The 14,369-nt window shown below is 64.6% G+C and carries 16 protein-coding genes and 2 tRNA genes; 8 read left to right on the top strand and 10 right to left on the bottom strand.

Features of this window, described 5'->3' with window-relative positions:
- Nucleotides 1–353: 353 nt before the first annotated feature.
- Nucleotides 354–818: a nuclear transport factor 2 family protein gene (locus tag VUG52_RS17245; protein WP_050705204.1), complete on the bottom strand. Its 465-nt coding sequence runs from the start codon at nucleotides 816–818 to the stop codon at nucleotides 354–356.
- Between the two features lie 182 nt (nucleotides 819–1,000).
- On the opposite strand from VUG52_RS17245, the gene VUG52_RS17240 reads away from it, so the two are divergent.
- The gene (locus VUG52_RS17240; RefSeq protein ID WP_110738951.1) at nucleotides 1,001–1,192 is read left to right on the top strand and encodes a hypothetical protein; all 192 of its coding nucleotides are present in this window, start codon (nucleotides 1,001–1,003) and stop codon (nucleotides 1,190–1,192) included.
- A gap of 1 nt (nucleotide 1,193) precedes the next feature.
- Here the strand turns inward: VUG52_RS17240 and VUG52_RS17235 are convergent, their stop codons facing one another.
- The 3 genes from VUG52_RS17235 to nhaR all read right to left on the bottom strand — a co-directional run bounded on the left by VUG52_RS17235 (nucleotide 1,194) and on the right by nhaR (nucleotide 4,219).
- Nucleotides 1,194–1,835, bottom strand: a complete 642-nt coding sequence (locus VUG52_RS17235) for a YceH family protein (RefSeq protein ID WP_198745278.1) — start codon at nucleotides 1,833–1,835, stop codon at nucleotides 1,194–1,196.
- A gap of 123 nt (nucleotides 1,836–1,958) precedes the next feature.
- Nucleotides 1,959–3,170 carry a serine/threonine transporter SstT gene (gene sstT, locus VUG52_RS17230; protein ID WP_050705207.1) on the bottom strand — a complete coding sequence of 404 codons (1,212 nt, stop codon included), beginning with the start codon at nucleotides 3,168–3,170 and terminating at the stop codon, nucleotides 1,959–1,961.
- 155 nt (nucleotides 3,171–3,325) lie between these two features.
- A complete protein-coding gene (gene nhaR, locus VUG52_RS17225; protein WP_050705208.1) occupies nucleotides 3,326–4,219 on the bottom strand; it encodes a transcriptional activator NhaR in 894 nt (297 codons plus the stop codon).
- 132 nt (nucleotides 4,220–4,351) lie between these two features.
- Here nhaR and VUG52_RS17220 point away from each other — a divergent pair, with 132 nt between their 5' ends.
- Both VUG52_RS17220 and VUG52_RS17215 read left to right on the top strand, forming a co-directional pair.
- Entirely contained in the window at nucleotides 4,352–4,591 is a 240-nt protein-coding gene (locus VUG52_RS17220) for a hypothetical protein (protein WP_050705209.1), read from the top strand.
- Nucleotides 4,592–4,606: 15 nt separating this feature from the next.
- Entirely contained in the window at nucleotides 4,607–5,359 is a 753-nt protein-coding gene (locus VUG52_RS17215; protein ID WP_050705210.1) for a TerC family protein, read from the top strand.
- 102 nt (nucleotides 5,360–5,461) lie between these two features.
- Here the strand turns inward: VUG52_RS17215 and VUG52_RS17210 are convergent, their stop codons facing one another.
- Nucleotides 5,462–5,641 carry a hypothetical protein gene (locus VUG52_RS17210; protein WP_050705211.1) on the bottom strand — a complete coding sequence of 60 codons (180 nt, stop codon included), beginning with the start codon at nucleotides 5,639–5,641 and terminating at the stop codon, nucleotides 5,462–5,464.
- A 204-nt stretch (nucleotides 5,642–5,845) separates the two neighbouring features.
- Here VUG52_RS17210 and VUG52_RS17205 point away from each other — a divergent pair, with 204 nt between their 5' ends.
- Nucleotides 5,846–6,538, top strand: coding sequence for a peptidase C39 family protein (locus tag VUG52_RS17205; protein ID WP_052896440.1), 693 nt, complete (start codon nucleotides 5,846–5,848; stop codon nucleotides 6,536–6,538).
- Between the two features lie 53 nt (nucleotides 6,539–6,591).
- On the opposite strand, the gene VUG52_RS17200 is transcribed toward VUG52_RS17205, so the two are convergent.
- A complete protein-coding gene (locus tag VUG52_RS17200) occupies nucleotides 6,592–7,875 on the bottom strand; it encodes an NAD(P)/FAD-dependent oxidoreductase (RefSeq protein WP_050705213.1) in 1,284 nt (427 codons plus the stop codon).
- Between the two features lie 202 nt (nucleotides 7,876–8,077).
- Here VUG52_RS17200 and VUG52_RS17195 point away from each other — a divergent pair.
- Nucleotides 8,078–8,154: transfer RNA gene (locus VUG52_RS17195), tRNA-Val, on the top strand.
- 301 nt (nucleotides 8,155–8,455) lie between these two features.
- Nucleotides 8,456–8,532, top strand: a tRNA-Val gene (locus VUG52_RS17190).
- Nucleotides 8,533–8,602: 70 nt separating this feature from the next.
- Here VUG52_RS17190 and VUG52_RS17185 read toward each other — a convergent pair.
- Nucleotides 8,603–10,660, bottom strand: a complete 2,058-nt coding sequence (locus VUG52_RS17185) for a hypothetical protein (RefSeq protein ID WP_050705214.1) — start codon at nucleotides 10,658–10,660, stop codon at nucleotides 8,603–8,605.
- Nucleotides 10,661–10,818: 158 nt separating this feature from the next.
- Between VUG52_RS17185 and VUG52_RS17180 the strand changes: the two genes are divergently transcribed.
- Both VUG52_RS17180 and VUG52_RS17175 read left to right on the top strand, forming a co-directional pair.
- A complete protein-coding gene (locus tag VUG52_RS17180) occupies nucleotides 10,819–11,388 on the top strand; it encodes an SPOR domain-containing protein (protein ID WP_050705215.1) in 570 nt (189 codons plus the stop codon).
- Nucleotides 11,389–11,623: 235 nt separating this feature from the next.
- The gene (locus VUG52_RS17175; RefSeq protein ID WP_050705216.1) at nucleotides 11,624–12,049 is read left to right on the top strand and encodes a bifunctional (p)ppGpp synthetase/guanosine-3',5'-bis(diphosphate) 3'-pyrophosphohydrolase; all 426 of its coding nucleotides are present in this window, start codon (nucleotides 11,624–11,626) and stop codon (nucleotides 12,047–12,049) included.
- Nucleotides 12,050–12,055: 6 nt separating this feature from the next.
- On the opposite strand, the gene VUG52_RS17170 is transcribed toward VUG52_RS17175, so the two are convergent.
- From VUG52_RS17170 to VUG52_RS17160, 3 genes are all read right to left on the bottom strand, one after another.
- Complete coding sequence (locus tag VUG52_RS17170; RefSeq protein WP_050705217.1) at nucleotides 12,056–12,745, bottom strand: endonuclease; 690 nt, start codon at nucleotides 12,743–12,745, stop codon at nucleotides 12,056–12,058.
- 6 nt (nucleotides 12,746–12,751) lie between these two features.
- The gene (locus tag VUG52_RS17165) at nucleotides 12,752–12,994 is read right to left on the bottom strand and encodes a DUF1654 domain-containing protein (RefSeq protein ID WP_050705218.1); all 243 of its coding nucleotides are present in this window, start codon (nucleotides 12,992–12,994) and stop codon (nucleotides 12,752–12,754) included.
- A gap of 231 nt (nucleotides 12,995–13,225) precedes the next feature.
- Nucleotides 13,226–14,314, bottom strand: a complete 1,089-nt coding sequence (locus VUG52_RS17160) for an asparaginase (protein WP_050705237.1) — start codon at nucleotides 14,312–14,314, stop codon at nucleotides 13,226–13,228.
- Nucleotides 14,315–14,369 lie beyond the last annotated feature (55 nt).

The following is a 14,369-nucleotide window of genomic DNA, read 5'->3' as shown; positions in this document are numbered from 1 at the left end:
ACCCTGCTTACGCTGAGCATTTCACCAACCCTGACCTTGCGTCGGGGGCTGGCCTTGCCCAGTACTGTCCGGGCACCATCAGCCTCGATACGTACCAGTTCACCCTCGTCGACACACATAATGCCGCATGGGCTGTCTTGCAAGGCGCGTAGGTAGGCCGAGTGCGTGGCCAGGGTGGCGAACAGAGGGATCTGTTGCTCAAGGGCATCAAGAGGTCTCATCGGGCTGTCCTGGAGTGGAGTCGCCCTGCAGTCTGGCACAACGCTGCGCTCACCGTTTCCCAGGCTCACGTAGTCCATTTCCCAAACCTGAAACGGGGCCGTCGAACGGCCCCGCAGATCCGGCGTCGCTCCTCAGAAGCCGAAGTCGCTCAGCCCAGGATGATCGTCCGGGCGGCGTCCCAGCGGCCAGCGGAACTTGCGCTCGGCTTCACTGATGGGTTGTTCGTTGATGCTGGCGTGGCGGTTGCGCATCAGCCCGTCCTCGGCGAACTCCCAGTTCTCGTTGCCGTAGGCGCGGTACCACTGGCCGCTGTCGTCGCGGTATTCGTAGGCGTAGCGCACGGCGATGCGGTTGTCGGTGAAGGCCCAGAGTTCCTTGATCAGGCGGTACTCCAGTTCGCGGTTCCACTTGCGGGTGAGGAAGGCCTGGGCCTCTTCGCGGCTGCTGCAGAACTCGGCGCGGTTGCGCCAGTGGGTGTCGAGGGTATAGGCCAGGGCCACCTTGGCGGCGTCGCGGCTGTTCCAGCCGTCTTCGGCCAGGCGCACCTTCTCGATGGCGGTTTCACGGGTAAAGGGGGGCAGTGGTGGGCGGGACATAGTGGTCGATCCTTGCGGGAAGTGGGTTTGCAAGACCGAGATTAGACCCGTCGCAGGGCAGTGAGAATCGGTGCCCAGGGCACTTCATAATTGTCCTCGGAGGAACAATCCGCGCGGGAATGCAATGCCTGGCTGTCTATAGTTACCGCACCAGCTATTCCCAGCCCCACTGGAGCCCACTCATGAACCTGATCAGCCGCGAACCCTGGTGGCTCGTCCCGCCCAAGCCCGGGCAGACCGAGCAGGACCTGCACTGGGGCTACCTGGAAATCTACGCCGACGGCCGCACTGTGTTCGTCGACCAGCGCCCCAGTGAGCGGGAGCTGGCCGAACGCAAGAGCTGTCGCAACTTCCCCGACGCCGAAAAGCCCTGAGTCAACCTTCGAGCTGGGCCAGGCGCGCCTCCAGCGCCGCCACCCGGGCTTCCAGCGCCTCGATGCGCTCGTCCGCCGCGCTGCCGGGGCGGCCGCCGCCGTCCTGCTGGCGGGCGGCGAGAATCGCCTCGATCTCGGCCGGGTCGCCCAGGGCGTGGGTGTAGCGGTCTTCGCGCTGGCCGGCCTGGCGCGGCAGATGCAGGGCCAGTTCGCGCGAGACCAGGCGCTCGAGCTGGTGCTGGACCTGATCGACGTCCTCGAAGGCGTACAGGCGGTTGCTGCGGGTCAGCAGCTCGCTGAGGGTCTGCGGGCCGCGCAGGAACATCAGCCCCATCAGCACCAGCTGCGCCGGCACCAGCTCCAGGGCCTTGTCCACCCGCTGTTCCCAGCGGTCGGCGCGGCTGCCCATCTGCAGGCGTGCCATTTCCTGGTTCTCCAGGGCGCGCAGGGCCTGGCCGACCTGGCCGGGGGAGAGGTTCATGACGGGTTCGCGGCTGGTCTTCTGGTTGCAGGCCAGGACCAGGGCATTGAGGGTCAGGGGGTAGGTTTCCGGGCTGGTGGCCTGCTTCTCGATCAGCGAGCCGAGCACGCGGATCTCGATGCTGCTGAAACGGCCTTCGCCGGTGGTTTGGTGTTCTGACATGGCCCTGTCTCATTGCGAGGAAAAGGCCACTAGCCTAGGTAAAGCGCCGGGCTTAAGCAATCACCGGGGCATTGCCGGTCAAGCCCGCTTCCAACGCAAGCGGCTTGACCGGTAACGAGGGCTTCAGGCGCTGCGTCGTTCCATGGCCTGGCACGCCGCCGCGGTGAACAGCACGTCGGTGGAGGAGTTCAGCGCGGTTTCCGCCGAATCCTGCAGCACGCCGATGATGAAGCCGACCGCCACCACCTGCATGGCGATCTCGCTGGGGATGCCGAACAGGCTGCAGGCCAGCGGGATCAGCAGCAGCGAGCCGCCGGCCACGCCCGAGGCGCCACAGGCGCAGACTGCTGCCACCACGCTGAGCAGCACCGCGGTCGGCAGGTCCACCGGGATGCCCAGGGTGTGCACGGCGGCCAGGGTCAGCACGGTGATGGTGATCGCCGCGCCGGCCATGTTGATGGTCGCGCCCAGCGGGATCGACACCGAATAGGTGTCCTCATGCAGGCCGAGCTTTTCCGACAGCGCCAGGTTGACCGGGATGTTGGCCGCCGAGCTGCGGGTGAAGAACGCGGTGATGCCGCTCTCGCGCAGGCACAGCAGGGTCAGCGGGTAGGGGTTGCGGCGGATCTTCCAGAACACGATCAGCGGGTTCATCACCAGCGCCACGAACAGCATGCAGCCGATCAGCACGCCGAGCAGGTGCAGGTAGCCGAGCAACGCGTCCAGGCCCGATTGCGCCAGGGTGGCGCTGACCAGGCCGAAGATGCCCAGCGGGGCGAAGCGGATCACCACGCGCACGATCAGGGTCACGCCGTTGGACAGGTCCTCGACCACGGTGCGGGTGGTGTCGTTGGCATGGCGCAGGGCCACGCCCAGGCCGATGGCCCAGGTCAGCACGCCGATGAAGTTGGCGTTGAGCAGCGCGTTGACCGGGTTGTCCACGGCGCTGAGCAGCAGGTTCTGCAGCACCTCGGCGATACCGCCGGGGGCGCTCAGCGCAGCGTCGCTGGTGCTCAGCGCCAGGTTGGACGGGAACAGCATGCTCGCCGCCACGGCCACCACCGCCGCGGCGAAGGTGCCCAGCAGGTACAGCCAGAGGATCGGGCGGATGTGGGTTTCCTGCCCATGGCGGTGGTTGGCGATCGAGGCCATCACCAGGATGAACACCAGCACCGGCGCCACGGCCTTCAGGGCGCTGACGAAGACCTTGCCGAGGAACGCCAGGTCGCGGGCCACGGCGGGGGCGAGCAGGGCGAGGAGAATGCCGGCCACCAGGCCGATGCAGATCTGCGTCACCAGGCCGGTGCGGTTGATGAGGCGGAGGATGGGGGTCATGTGCAGCGCAATCCAGTTACGTGAAAGCGCGCGACTTTATCACAGACCTGCGGGGCATAGCGTGGGAGCGGGCTTGCCCCGCGATCACTGGCCGAAGCGGTTTCGCCTGAATCGCGGGGCAAGCCCGCTCCCACGCACCCTGTGTACCCGACGGGTTACCAGTGAAACAACTCCCGCCGCGCGCCCTCGGTGATCGCCAGGATCCCCGGGTGCTTGACCTTGCGCTCCACCGAAATGGCGTAGAACGACTCGTTCACCGCCTCGGTCTGGCCGATCAGCCGCACCCCGTACTGGCGGCAGACTTCCTCGGCGATCACGCTGGGGGCGACGAAGATGCCGCTGCCCGACTGGCCGAAGGCCTGCATCAGCGCGCTGTCGTCGAACTCGCCGACGATACGCGGCTGCACCTGCTGTTCGGCCAGCCAGCGCAGCAGCCGGCTGCGCACCACGGTTTCCTGGCCGGGGATCAGCAACGGTGCGTCGTCCAGGCAGGCGGGGAAGGGCCGGTCGAGGCGTTCGGCCAGCGTGGGCGTGGCGAAGAAGCTCAGGCCGCACTCACCGAGTTTCTGGCTGTAGCCCTTGATGTCCAGGTGGCTGGGCATGGGGCTGTCGGAGATCACCAGGTCCAGACGCTGGATCGCCAGGTCCGCCAGCAGCCGCTCGAGCTTGTCCTCGCGGCAGCTGATGCGCAGCACCTCGTCCAGCTCCATGGTCGGCGCCAGCAGGCGGTAGACGATGGACTTGGGCACCACGTCGGCCACCCCCACGCGAAACAGGATCTGCTCCTGCGGCCCGGCCCGCAGCATGGCCTCCAGCTCGCCGCCGATCTGGAACATCTGCTCGGCGTAGACCAGCGCCTGGCGCCCGGTCTCGGTCAGCTCCAGCTGGCGGCCGACGCGCTGGAACAGCTCCAGGTTCCAGGTCTGCTCGAACAGGCTGATCTGGCCGCTGATGGTCTGCGGGGTCAGGTTCAGCTGCTCGCTGGCGCGGGCGATGCTGCCGGTCTTGGCCACGGCCCAGAAATAGTGGAGCTGGCGGTAGTTGAGCATGGCTTGCCTCAGTTCGGAAAAACCGAAGTATACACGCCGAAAAAACGAATTTTCCGGATGTTTCAGCCTCTTTAGAATGCCTCCCCATCAGGCGCATGACGCGCCGCCCGGAATTCGACAAGCGAGGACCTCATGCTACAACTCAAATCCATTGGTACACCGCTGGTGCTGGCCCTGGCCCTGTTCGCCATGTCCGGTTGCGACCAGGCCGAGAAATCCGCCCAGCAGATGCTCGACCAGGCCGCCGAAACCGCCAAGCAGGCCATCGACAAGACCAACGACGCCGCCCAGCAGGCCCTGAGCGACGCCATCGGCAGCGATGCCGAGAAGGCCAAGGCCGAAGACGACAAGAAAGACACCCAGGACATCTGAGAGCAGGACTGACCAATGGAATATTTGCTGGAACTCGCCGCAAGCCCCACCGCCTGGGTTGCCCTCGCCACCCTGGTGGCCATGGAGGTCGTGCTTGGTATCGACAACCTGATCTTCATCTCCATCCTCACCAACAAGCTGCCTGAGCAGTACCGCTCCAAGGCCCGCCGTATCGGTATCAGCATGGCCCTGGTCATGCGCCTGGCGCTGCTCAGCACCGTGGCCTGGATCGTCCAGCTGACCGAACCGGTCATCGAGGTGTTCGGCCACACGTTCTCGTGGAAGGACATGATCCTCATCGCCGGTGGCCTGTTCCTGCTGTGGAAGGCGACCAAGGAGATCCATGAAAGCGTCGACCCCCATGGCGCCAAGGAAGAGTCCAAGGCCGGCAACGCCGTGACCATCGGCTTCACCGCGGCGATCTTCCAGATCCTGCTGCTGGACATCGTTTTCTCGATCGACAGCATCATCACCGCCGTGGGCATGACCGAGCACCTGCCGATCATGATCATCGCCGTGATCAGCGCCGTGATCGTTATGCTGGTGGCCGCCGACCCGCTGGCCAAGTTCATCAACGACAACCCGACCGTGGTGATGCTGGCCCTGGGCTTCCTGATCATGATCGGCATGACCCTGATCGCCGAAGGCTTTGGCGCCCATGTACCGAAAGGTTATGTGTATGCGGCCATGGCGTTCTCGACGGCGATCGAGATCCTCAACATCCTGGCGCGCCGGGCGCGCTTGAAGCGTGAGGCGGCCGAGGGCTGATCTCGCCTGAAGCCATCGCGGGGCAAGCCCGCTCCCACGCCAAGAATTATTCCTGGCGTGGGAGCGGGCTTGCCCCGCGATGCTTTTCAGGAAGGTTTCAGGTCAATGCGCCCCGGCATGGCGTCGTGCACGACGCACCGGCTGGGCCTTGGCCACGGCCTGTGGTGGCAAGTGATGAGGGTGGGAATGCCGGCGCACGATGCGCAACACCCCCCAGAGCATGGCCGCCGCGACGCTGAGCCACATGCCGACCAACACGAGAATTGCCATTGTCAGGCTCATGTGTGCCTCCTTCTCTCTGGCGAGCCGTGCTCGCCATCCAGACACAGCTTCAGTCTAGCCTGTCGGCTGTGACGTTCCATTGACCGAAGGTCTAGTCCTTGGGCCGTTTCGTTCCAAGTCGGCACCGGGCTATACCCGCGAACGTCGGCATCCTATGATCAGGCTTCTTGGCCGGGCGCGCCTGCCTGGCCGCGGAACAAGCGAGTGTCCACGTTGCAAAAGCTCTCCAAGTTTCGGGCCCTGGGCCCACGTCGCCTGCTGGCCGCCTGCCTGGTGGCGGCGACCCTGTCCGGCTGCGCCGGCACGCCACCGGCCGCGCTCAAGGGCCTGCCGCAGCGGGTCGAGATCAGCAGCGTGCCGTTCTATCGCGGCAACGCCAACCACAGCGGCTCGATGGCCCTGGCCGCGGTGCTGTCGCAACAGGGCGCGCCGATCACCCCGGGCCTGCTCGACAAGGCGCTGGGCCTGCCCAAGGCCGCCGAATCGCTGGACACCGGCATCCCCCGGGTAGCCCGCGAGTACGGGCGGGTGGTCTACCCGCTGGACAAGCACCTGGACGCGCTGCTCGCGCAGGTGGCCGCCGGCTATCCGGTGCTGCTGCGTTATCAGGAAGGTTCGGCCTGGTGGAGCGAGCCGCGCTATGCAGTGCTGATCGGCTACGACCGCTACAAGCAGCGGGTGCTGCTGCGTTCGGGCATGCATCGGCGCCAGTTGATGGCCTTCGATGATTTCGAGTCGGCGTGGGCCAAGGAGGGCAACTGGGCGGTGCTGCTGCAGTCGCCACGGCAACTGCCGGCCCAGGTGGATCGCCAGCGCTGGTTGCAGGCGGCGGACGAGCTGGCCCGTGCGGGGCAGGAGATCGCGGCGAAGCAGGCGGTCACCAGCCTCGGGCATTGAGGGTTGGGACCGCTTTGCGGCCGGAAAGGGCCGCAAAGCGGCCCCGAACTGTCTTAGAAGCCCAGACGATCGCGCAGGCTGTAGTACCAGGCACCAATGGCGCTGAACGGCACGCGCAGCATCTGCCCACCCGGGAACGGGTAGTGCGGCAGGCCGGCGAACGCGTCGAAGCGCTCGGCCTGGCCGCGCAGGGCCTCGGCCAGCACCTTGCCCGCCAGGTGGGTGTAGGTTACGCCGTGACCCGAGCAACCCTGGGAGTAATAGATGTTGTCGCCGATACGACCGACCTGCGGCAGACGCGACAGGGTCAGCAGGAAGTTGCCGGTCCAGGCGTAGTCGATCTTGACGTTCTTCAGCTGCGGGAAGGCCTTGAGCATCTTCGGACGGATGATCGCCTCGATGTTCGCCGGGTCGCGCGCGCCGTACACCACGCCGCCACCGAAGATCAGGCGCTTGTCGCTGGTCAGGCGGTAGTAGTCGAGCAGGTAGTTGCAGTCCTCGACGCAGTAGTCCTGCGGCAGCAGGGTGCGCGCCAGCTCGTCGCCCAGTGGCTCGGTGGTGATCACCTGGGTGCCGCATGGCATCGACTTGGCCGCCAGTTCCGGCACCAGGTTGCCCAGGTAGGCGTTGCCGGCGACGATGATGAACTTGGCGCGGACCTTGCCCTGCGGGGTATGCACGACGGGGTTGGCGCCACGCTCGATGCGCACGGCCGGGGTCTGCTCATAGATGATGCCGCCCAGCGACTCGACCGCGGCGGCTTCACCCAGGGCCAGGTTCAGCGGGTGGATGTGGCCGCCGCTCATGTCGAGCATGCCGCCCAGGTAATTGTCGCAGGCCACCACTTCACGGATGCGCTTCTGGTCCATCAGCTCCAGCTGGGTGTGGCCGAAGCGTTCCCACAGGCGCTTCTGCGATTCCAGGTGGCCCATCTGCTTGCTGGTCAGCGCGGCGAACACGCCGCCGTCCTTCAGGTCGCACTGGATGTCGTACTTGGCCACGCGCTCACGGATGATGCGCCCGCCTTCGAAGGCCATCTGGCCCAGCAGTTGAGCCTGCTTGGGGCCGACGGTGCGTTCGATGACGTCGATGTCGCGGCTGTAGCTGTTGACGATCTGGCCGCCGTTGCGGCCCGAAGCACCGAAGCCGACCTTGGCGGCCTCGACGATGCTCACCTTGAAGCCGTTCTCCAGCAGGAACAGGGCGCTGGACAGGCCGGTGTAGCCGGCACCGATGATGCACACATCGGTTTCCACCTCACCCTGCAGCGCCGGACGTGGCGGCACCGGGTTGGCCGAGGCGGCGTAGTAGGACTGGGGGTAGGGGGTGTTAGCCATGCTCGAGGAACCTCGTGTTTTATATTTTTAACGAATGTACCGATGCTATCAATAATAATAAACACCCGCTAGTCGTCCGGTGAAAATCCTTTACGCCCCCCTGAAACCTGGCCTTTCTATAAATAGTTTAAGTTTCAGTAGCTTAGCGTGAAAAAAAGTGTTGACAGGGTATCTGGATCGCGTAGAATGCGCCCCACACGACAGGCACATAGCTCAGTTGGTTAGAGCACCACCTTGACATGGTGGGGGTCGTTGGTTCGAGTCCAATTGTGCCTACCAAATCAGAAGAGGGCGATCCGCAAGGATCGCCCTTTTTGCATTCTGGCGCTCTACAGCCATACGCGGTCCCTGTAGGAGCGGCCTTGCGCCGCGAAAGGGCTGCAAAGCAGCCCCGCGATCCTTGCTCCTGGCACAAATTGCCGGGCCCGCTGCGCGGCCCTTTCGCGGCACAAGGCCGCTCCTACAGGGGGTTGCATCTACTGGCAGAGCTCGCATTAAGCAGTTTCGCAAAGTTTTTGATTTTTTTGAAAAAAACGCTTTACAGGTACGCATTCGATCACTAATATGCGCACCACACGACAGGCACATAGCTCAGTTGGTTAGAGCACCACCTTGACATGGTGGGGGTCGTTGGTTCGAGTCCAATTGTGCCTACCAAATCAGAAGAGGGCGATCCGCAAGGATCGCCCTTTTTGTTTTGCGCAGGAAAAGATGCCCCGGTGCGGCCTCAGCGCTTGCTGCTGTGGCGTCGCACCAGTGCACCGTCATCGCACGCATGTGCCAACGGCAGCAACCAGTCCAGCATCTGCTGGCGTTCATTGGCCAGCAAAGGGCTGTCCGGTCCCTCGAACTGAGCGCCCAGGGCCTTCAGCGCATATTCGACCACTGTATTGTTGACGACGGTTTGTGACGTCTCGATGTGCTGGTGGATCGATGTCACCAACGCTGCGTGATCGTCTGTCGGTTCGAGGCTCAGCGACCGGGCAAGGTACCTGGGCAGCCCTCGCTTGTAGCCTGCCATCATGGCGACTGCGCGGTACAGGTTGACGACATCCTGCTTGTCGATGTGCCCTGCCGAGCGGCTTGCATAGTAGCGCTCGAGTCGGTTGATGGCGTGCGGCAGGTCCGTCTGCCAGCTGCCTTGTTCTACCAGTGCCTGTTCGCGCACATCCTCGATCGTCAGCAGATAATCCAGATAGCCTGCGAAGTTCCGAGCCTCCCTGGCGTAGCGCAATCGGCGCCAGCGTGAGCCGAATTCGCGCTCCCAGGTCCAGCGCCTGACCTCGGGCAGCAGTTCCTGGTCGAGCCAGTCCAGGGTGTCCTGGCAGGGCCACCAGCCTCTGGCCGACGGTTCGCGTTCGCTGAGGTCGTGGGGCGTCCACAGCAGGTCCAGCCAATCGCTGGAAAACGCGTCGGTCGACGTGCGGGTGGTGATCAGCGCGTGGTATCCGCTGTCGTGACGGTCGGTTGCCTGTGGGTGGAAGGGCTTGAGCATGCTCGGGTGGGCGTCGAACATGTGCCAGGGGCTTGTGCCTGAGGCATAGTCATGCGCCTCGCAGAAGCGGGCGATGTAGCTCCAGGCGCGCTTGCGCAGCGAGCCGATCTTCACCCGGTGCGAGCCGCCGTAGGCAACAAACGGAAATCCGCTGGCGGACAGGCTGCGCTCCAGTGTCTGCAAGGTGTCGCGCATCACCACCGTGAGCGCGTCGGCGACATCGGCGAGTGCCTGGACCACGGGTTCTTCGAGTATCAGGCGGCTGTTGGGCAGGTCGATCAGGTAACGGTCCTTGTCGCCTGGCATCAGCCCGACGATGAACGGGCGCGACTGGCTGTCCAGTGGCGCGCCGCTGGCAAACAGAAATCGCTCGAGCAGCCATTCGTGGCTGACGGTGATGGTCACCCCGCGCAGGTCGTGCTGGTGGAAGTCGAAGGCGGCGGTAGCGCGGGACGAGGTCAGGTCCGGCAGGAACACGCTTAGCGAAAACCAGGGCCCGCGGTAGTACCAATGGCGGCCGTGATGGCCGATGCGGGTAAAGGCGTCGGGGCTGCAGGCGCTATCGGGCGCATGCCTGGCGTCGGCCAGGTGGTCGCTCAGCCTGCCGGGGCGTTCGATGAATGCCCTGGCTTTGCGTGCCACGTAGGGGCGTGGGTCGAAGATGGATTTGGCAACCAGCTCGGAGAACCCCACGCGTTCCATCCACAGGTTGCCGAACGTCTCGATATGCGCGCCCGGGAAGAACTTCGACAGCACGTCGGGGTGAAGCTGCAGTTTCTGCGTCAGGTCATGGGCGGTCCACAGCTGCCCCTCTATGCCTGCCGCTTTCAGTCGCTGTTTCTCATCGATCCAGCGATTGGCCAGTGTGCCGATCTCGCGCTGCGCGAGGATCAGGGTGAACGAGCGCGTGAGCGAAGGCCAGGGGCCATTCAGGAAAGTATCGATGGCGCCTGTCAGCTCGGTGCCGGTGAAGTCCTTCCAGGCCTTGCATTCGAAGACGTTGAGCCGCTCGGGGCTTTCTTCGTCATGGGCGAACAGGTCGATGCCGCCTTGCCGGGTGCCGCTTTTACCGAGGCGTTGGCAGCCGCCAAGCGGTTGTTCCTTGCTCAGCAGCCACCAGCACAGCTGTTCGAAGGATTCCGCCGGCATCGCGAAATCAAGCACGAAGGTCGTGCGCGGGTAGATACGCGTGTCGGGGGTGATGCTGGCTTCGGCCTGCAGGTGCGTGGGCCACTCCTGCGGCAGTTCGGGTGTGCTGGCAGGGGTGGCTGTGGCGTTTGAAGGTTCCAACCTGAGGTCCTTGTGTCGCTGTCTGTCCATTGTGGCGCGGCGACATCTTCGGCCAGGTCGATGGCCGCAGGCAACAGACAAAGCCTGCGACAGATGTGCCATGAGTGGATGTTCCCGGCCATGCTAGAATTCGCCCCTTCGAATCTGGAGGTAAAGGCGTGCGCAAACTGGCGGTGGTAATGGCGGTGTTGGCCCTGGCGGGCTGTAACAACGAGGTCGAAGGCGTGCACAAGCAGGTGGCCGAACACCTGAACAACCCCAAGACGGCCAAGTTCGCCAACGTGCGCTTCGACACCCAGGGCTCTATCTGCGGCCAGGTGCGCGGCAAGGACGACGCCGGGCAGTACGAGGCCTATCGCAGTTACGTGGCGATCAAGCATGACGGCCAGTACGAGATCCTCATCGACGAGACCGGCAACAATCTGCGCATCCGCGAAGTCTGCGGTGGTGCCGACCTGCAGCGCCGCGCCGAGGCGCTGGCCGAGCAGCCGGCACCGGAGGGTTGGGACGTCGAGGTTATCCAGGGGCCGAATATGGGCGCCCTGACCGACATGACTGCCCGCCTGATCGAGAAGGGCATTCCTTCGTGGGTCGAATACCGCGACGGCAAGCCGGTGGTGCTGATGGGCCCGTTCCCGGCCAAGGCCGAGGCCGATGCGCGCAAGGCCGAGGTGATGGCCAAGCTGGGCACCGACTCGATCGTCATCCAGCACGGCGTCAAGCGCTGATCGCTGAAGGGGATCAAGCTCGCTGGGCTGTAACCTTGTGGGAGCGGGCTTGGCCCGCGATCACCGGCGAAGCCGGTGCCATACAGCCTATCGCGGGGCAAGCCCGCTCCCACGCTATTCCAGCTAGATCGGAGTGCTTGTCCCGCGATGGCGTCAGTACAGGCGCAGTTGCTTCCCGGCCAGTCCGTGCAGCAGCTATGCTGTCTACTGCGGGGGTTGAGTGGGGAGGCGGCTCATGGCGACGCTGGAGCGGGCCATTGCGATGGCCATCAAGGCGCATGAAGGGCAGTTCGACAAAGGCGGTGCGGCGTACATCCTCCACCCGTTGCGGGTGATGGAGCGGGTGATCACCCCGGAGCAGCGCATCGTCGCGGTACTGCACGACGTGCTGGAAGACACCCCGCTCACCCTGTCCGACCTCGCCCGCGAAGGTTTCCCGCTGAAGATCCTCGCCGCACTGCTGGCGCTGAGCCGTCGCGAAGGCGAGAGCTACGAGGCCTTCGTCATCCGCCTGGGTGTCGACCCCCTGGCGCGCCAGGTCAAGCTCGCCGACCTGGCCGACAACAGCGATCTTTCACGCATCCCTTGCCCGGGCCCTGCCGACCTGGCCCGGCTGTGCCGTTACCAGCAGGCCAGCGCCTACCTGCAGGCGCTGGTCTGACCCTGTTCAGCCACAAGCCTTGAGGTTGACCGGCCCGACGAACTCGTTGCCGCGCCCCATCACGCACGCCACCTGCTGGTTGCGCTGCAGCTCCCAGGCCTGCGGCGGGTAGGTCTTGTTCCAGGCCTCGAACAGCTGGCGGTCCTGCCTGGACAGCCTCAGGTCATACTGCTTGCTCATATAGAAGTAGGTGCGCGCGATCATCCCGCGGATCGACGGGCGCGGCATGACCTTCTTGGCCTTGAAGTCGACCTGGGTCAGGCAGCTGCCGTACTGGCCGTGCTGCTCGGGCAGCCAGCCGAAGCTGAAGTTGCTGCGGTCGCCGTTGACCTCGCCGATGCTCGGCACCAGGTTGTGCAGGTCGGCCTCGGCGCGCTGGTAGACCTTGTCGTGGCGCGTGCAGTTCTTGCGCCCGCCGTCTTGCCAGCACTGGCGCTGGTGGCCGATCTGCCAGGCCGGGACGATGTGCTCCCATTCGATGCGCGAGGCGCGGTTGAGGTTCTTGCGCGGCGCGTAGCCGCAGGAGGCCAGGTCGACCTTGTTGCCCTTGTACTTGCAGCCGCAATAAAACTCCGTGGACTGCGGCGCGTACAGCTTCCAGGCGACCTTCTTGGCCTCCTGGAAGGTGCGCGGGGCGTCGGCGTGGGCGAGGGGGGCAAGCAGCAGCAGGCAGGCAGCGAAAAGCGAAACTCTCATGCGCGGTCAGTCTTCCTTCGGCACGGTCCAGAAAATCTGCACGCCGCCATCGTCGCGGTGGGCGAGGGTGACGTTGTCGTTCTCGGCGATTTCCTCGAGCAGGGTTGCCCAGTCGTCGGGCGACTCGTGCTCCAGGCGGAAGATCAAGGCGGCGCGGCTGCGCTGGGCGGTGGGGCTGTTGATGATTTTCTGGATGCGCTGACCCAGGAGTTCATAAGGGCTTGGCGACGCGGAGGCGGGTTTGGCCACGGGGCTGTTCCTTGTTTTGCTGTATGCGCATACAGTATTTCACTGTAAGCCGTTTCGCAACAGCAGGTAGGATGAAAGCCGTATAAGACCGTGGTAGAGGGATTGGTTCCTTGATTATTGGCCCTTTCGCGGGTAAACCCGCTCCCACAGGATTTGTGCTGGACCTGTGGGAGCGGGTTTACCCGCGAAGAGGCCGGTGCAGGCAGCACACCGGCTGGTTTCAGGCGCCGATCAATATTCCCAGAAGATCCGCTGCAGCTCCTTGCTGTCCTGGGTCTTGGTCATCGCGACCATGGCCAGGATCCGCGCCTTCTGCGGGTTCAGGTCGTGGGCCACGACCCAGTCGTTCTTGTCGTCAGGCTGTTCGGCGTTGCGCAGCACGAAGCCGCCCTGGTTGACGTGGGACGAACGGATGATCTGCACGCCTTCCTTGCGCAGCTCCTGCAGCGCCGGCACCACCCGCGACGACACCGAACCGTTGCCGGTGCCGGCGTGGATGATCGCCTTGGCGCCACCCTGGGCCAGCGCCTTGTAGGCGGTGTCGGTCACGTTGCCGTAGCCGTAGGCGATGTCCACGGCCGGCAGCTTGCTGATGGTCTTGATGTCGAACTCGGAGTTGACGGTGTGACGCTTGGCCGGCAGGCGGAAGAAGTACGACTTGCCTTCCACGACCATGCCCAGCGGGCCCCACTGGCTCTTGAAGGCTTCGGTCTTGATGTTGACCGCCTTGCTCACGTCGCGACCGGACTGGATCTCGTCGTTCATGGTCACCAGCACGCCCTTGCCGCGGGCATCCTTGCTGCTGGCCACGGCCACGGCGTTGTACAGGTTGAGCATGCCGTCGGCGGACATCGCGGTGCCCGGACGCATCGAACCGACCACGATGATCGGCTTGTCGGTCTTCTCCACCAGGTTGAGGAAGTAGGCGGTTTCTTCCAGGGTGTCGGTGCCGTGGGTGATGACGATGCCATCGACGTCCTTGCTGTCGGCCAGTTCGGCGACGCGCTTGCCCAGCTTGAGCAGGTCGTCGTTGCCGATGCTTTCCGAGGCGACCTGCATCACCTGCTCGCCGCGCACGTTGGCCAGGTCCTTCAGCTCCGGCACGCCGGCGATCAGCTTGTCGATGCCTACCTTGGCCGCCTGGTAGGTGGCGCTGTTGGCGGCACTGGCGCCGGCGCCGGCGATGGTGCCGCCGGTGGCGAGGATCACCACGTTGGCGAGTTTCTGTTGTTGCGCGGCTTCCTTGGCGGAAACGGTGGTTGGCAGTACCAGCAGCAGCGCCAGGGCGCTCGGTGCGAAGGTCTTGATAGCGGTTTTCATCATTTCTGCTTCTCTCTTCCTGGAGGAGATGTGCGTTATGTCGCACTGGGGTAAA

The organism is Pseudomonas sp. LH21 (assembly GCF_036549575.1).
GTDB classification, from domain to species: domain Bacteria; phylum Pseudomonadota; class Gammaproteobacteria; order Pseudomonadales; family Pseudomonadaceae; genus Aquipseudomonas; species Aquipseudomonas peradeniyensis.
Note: the sequence above shows the minus strand (reverse complement) of the source record. Positions and strands in the feature narration are given on the sequence as shown.

Coding starts and splice junctions, on each gene's coding strand:
- VUG52_RS17160 (WP_050705237.1), bottom strand. CDS start 14,314: ATGAAAACCGCTATCAAGACCTTCGCACCGAGCGCCCTGGCGCTGCTG.
- VUG52_RS17235 (WP_198745278.1), bottom strand. CDS start 1,835: ATGTCAGAACACCAAACCACCGGCGAAGGCCGTTTCAGCAGCATCGAG.
- VUG52_RS17245 (WP_050705204.1), bottom strand. CDS start 818: ATGTCCCGCCCACCACTGCCCCCCTTTACCCGTGAAACCGCCATCGAG.
- VUG52_RS17200 (WP_050705213.1), bottom strand. CDS start 7,875: ATGGCTAACACCCCCTACCCCCAGTCCTACTACGCCGCCTCGGCCAAC.
- VUG52_RS17175 (WP_050705216.1), top strand. CDS start 11,624: ATGGCGACGCTGGAGCGGGCCATTGCGATGGCCATCAAGGCGCATGAA.
- VUG52_RS17240 (WP_110738951.1), top strand. CDS start 1,001: ATGAACCTGATCAGCCGCGAACCCTGGTGGCTCGTCCCGCCCAAGCCC.
- VUG52_RS17215 (WP_050705210.1), top strand. CDS start 4,607: ATGGAATATTTGCTGGAACTCGCCGCAAGCCCCACCGCCTGGGTTGCC.
- VUG52_RS17170 (WP_050705217.1), bottom strand. CDS start 12,745: ATGAGAGTTTCGCTTTTCGCTGCCTGCCTGCTGCTGCTTGCCCCCCTC.
- sstT (WP_050705207.1), bottom strand. CDS start 3,170: ATGACCCCCATCCTCCGCCTCATCAACCGCACCGGCCTGGTGACGCAG.
- VUG52_RS17210 (WP_050705211.1), bottom strand. CDS start 5,641: ATGAGCCTGACAATGGCAATTCTCGTGTTGGTCGGCATGTGGCTCAGC.
- nhaR (WP_050705208.1), bottom strand. CDS start 4,219: ATGCTCAACTACCGCCAGCTCCACTATTTCTGGGCCGTGGCCAAGACC.
- VUG52_RS17220 (WP_050705209.1), top strand. CDS start 4,352: ATGCTACAACTCAAATCCATTGGTACACCGCTGGTGCTGGCCCTGGCC.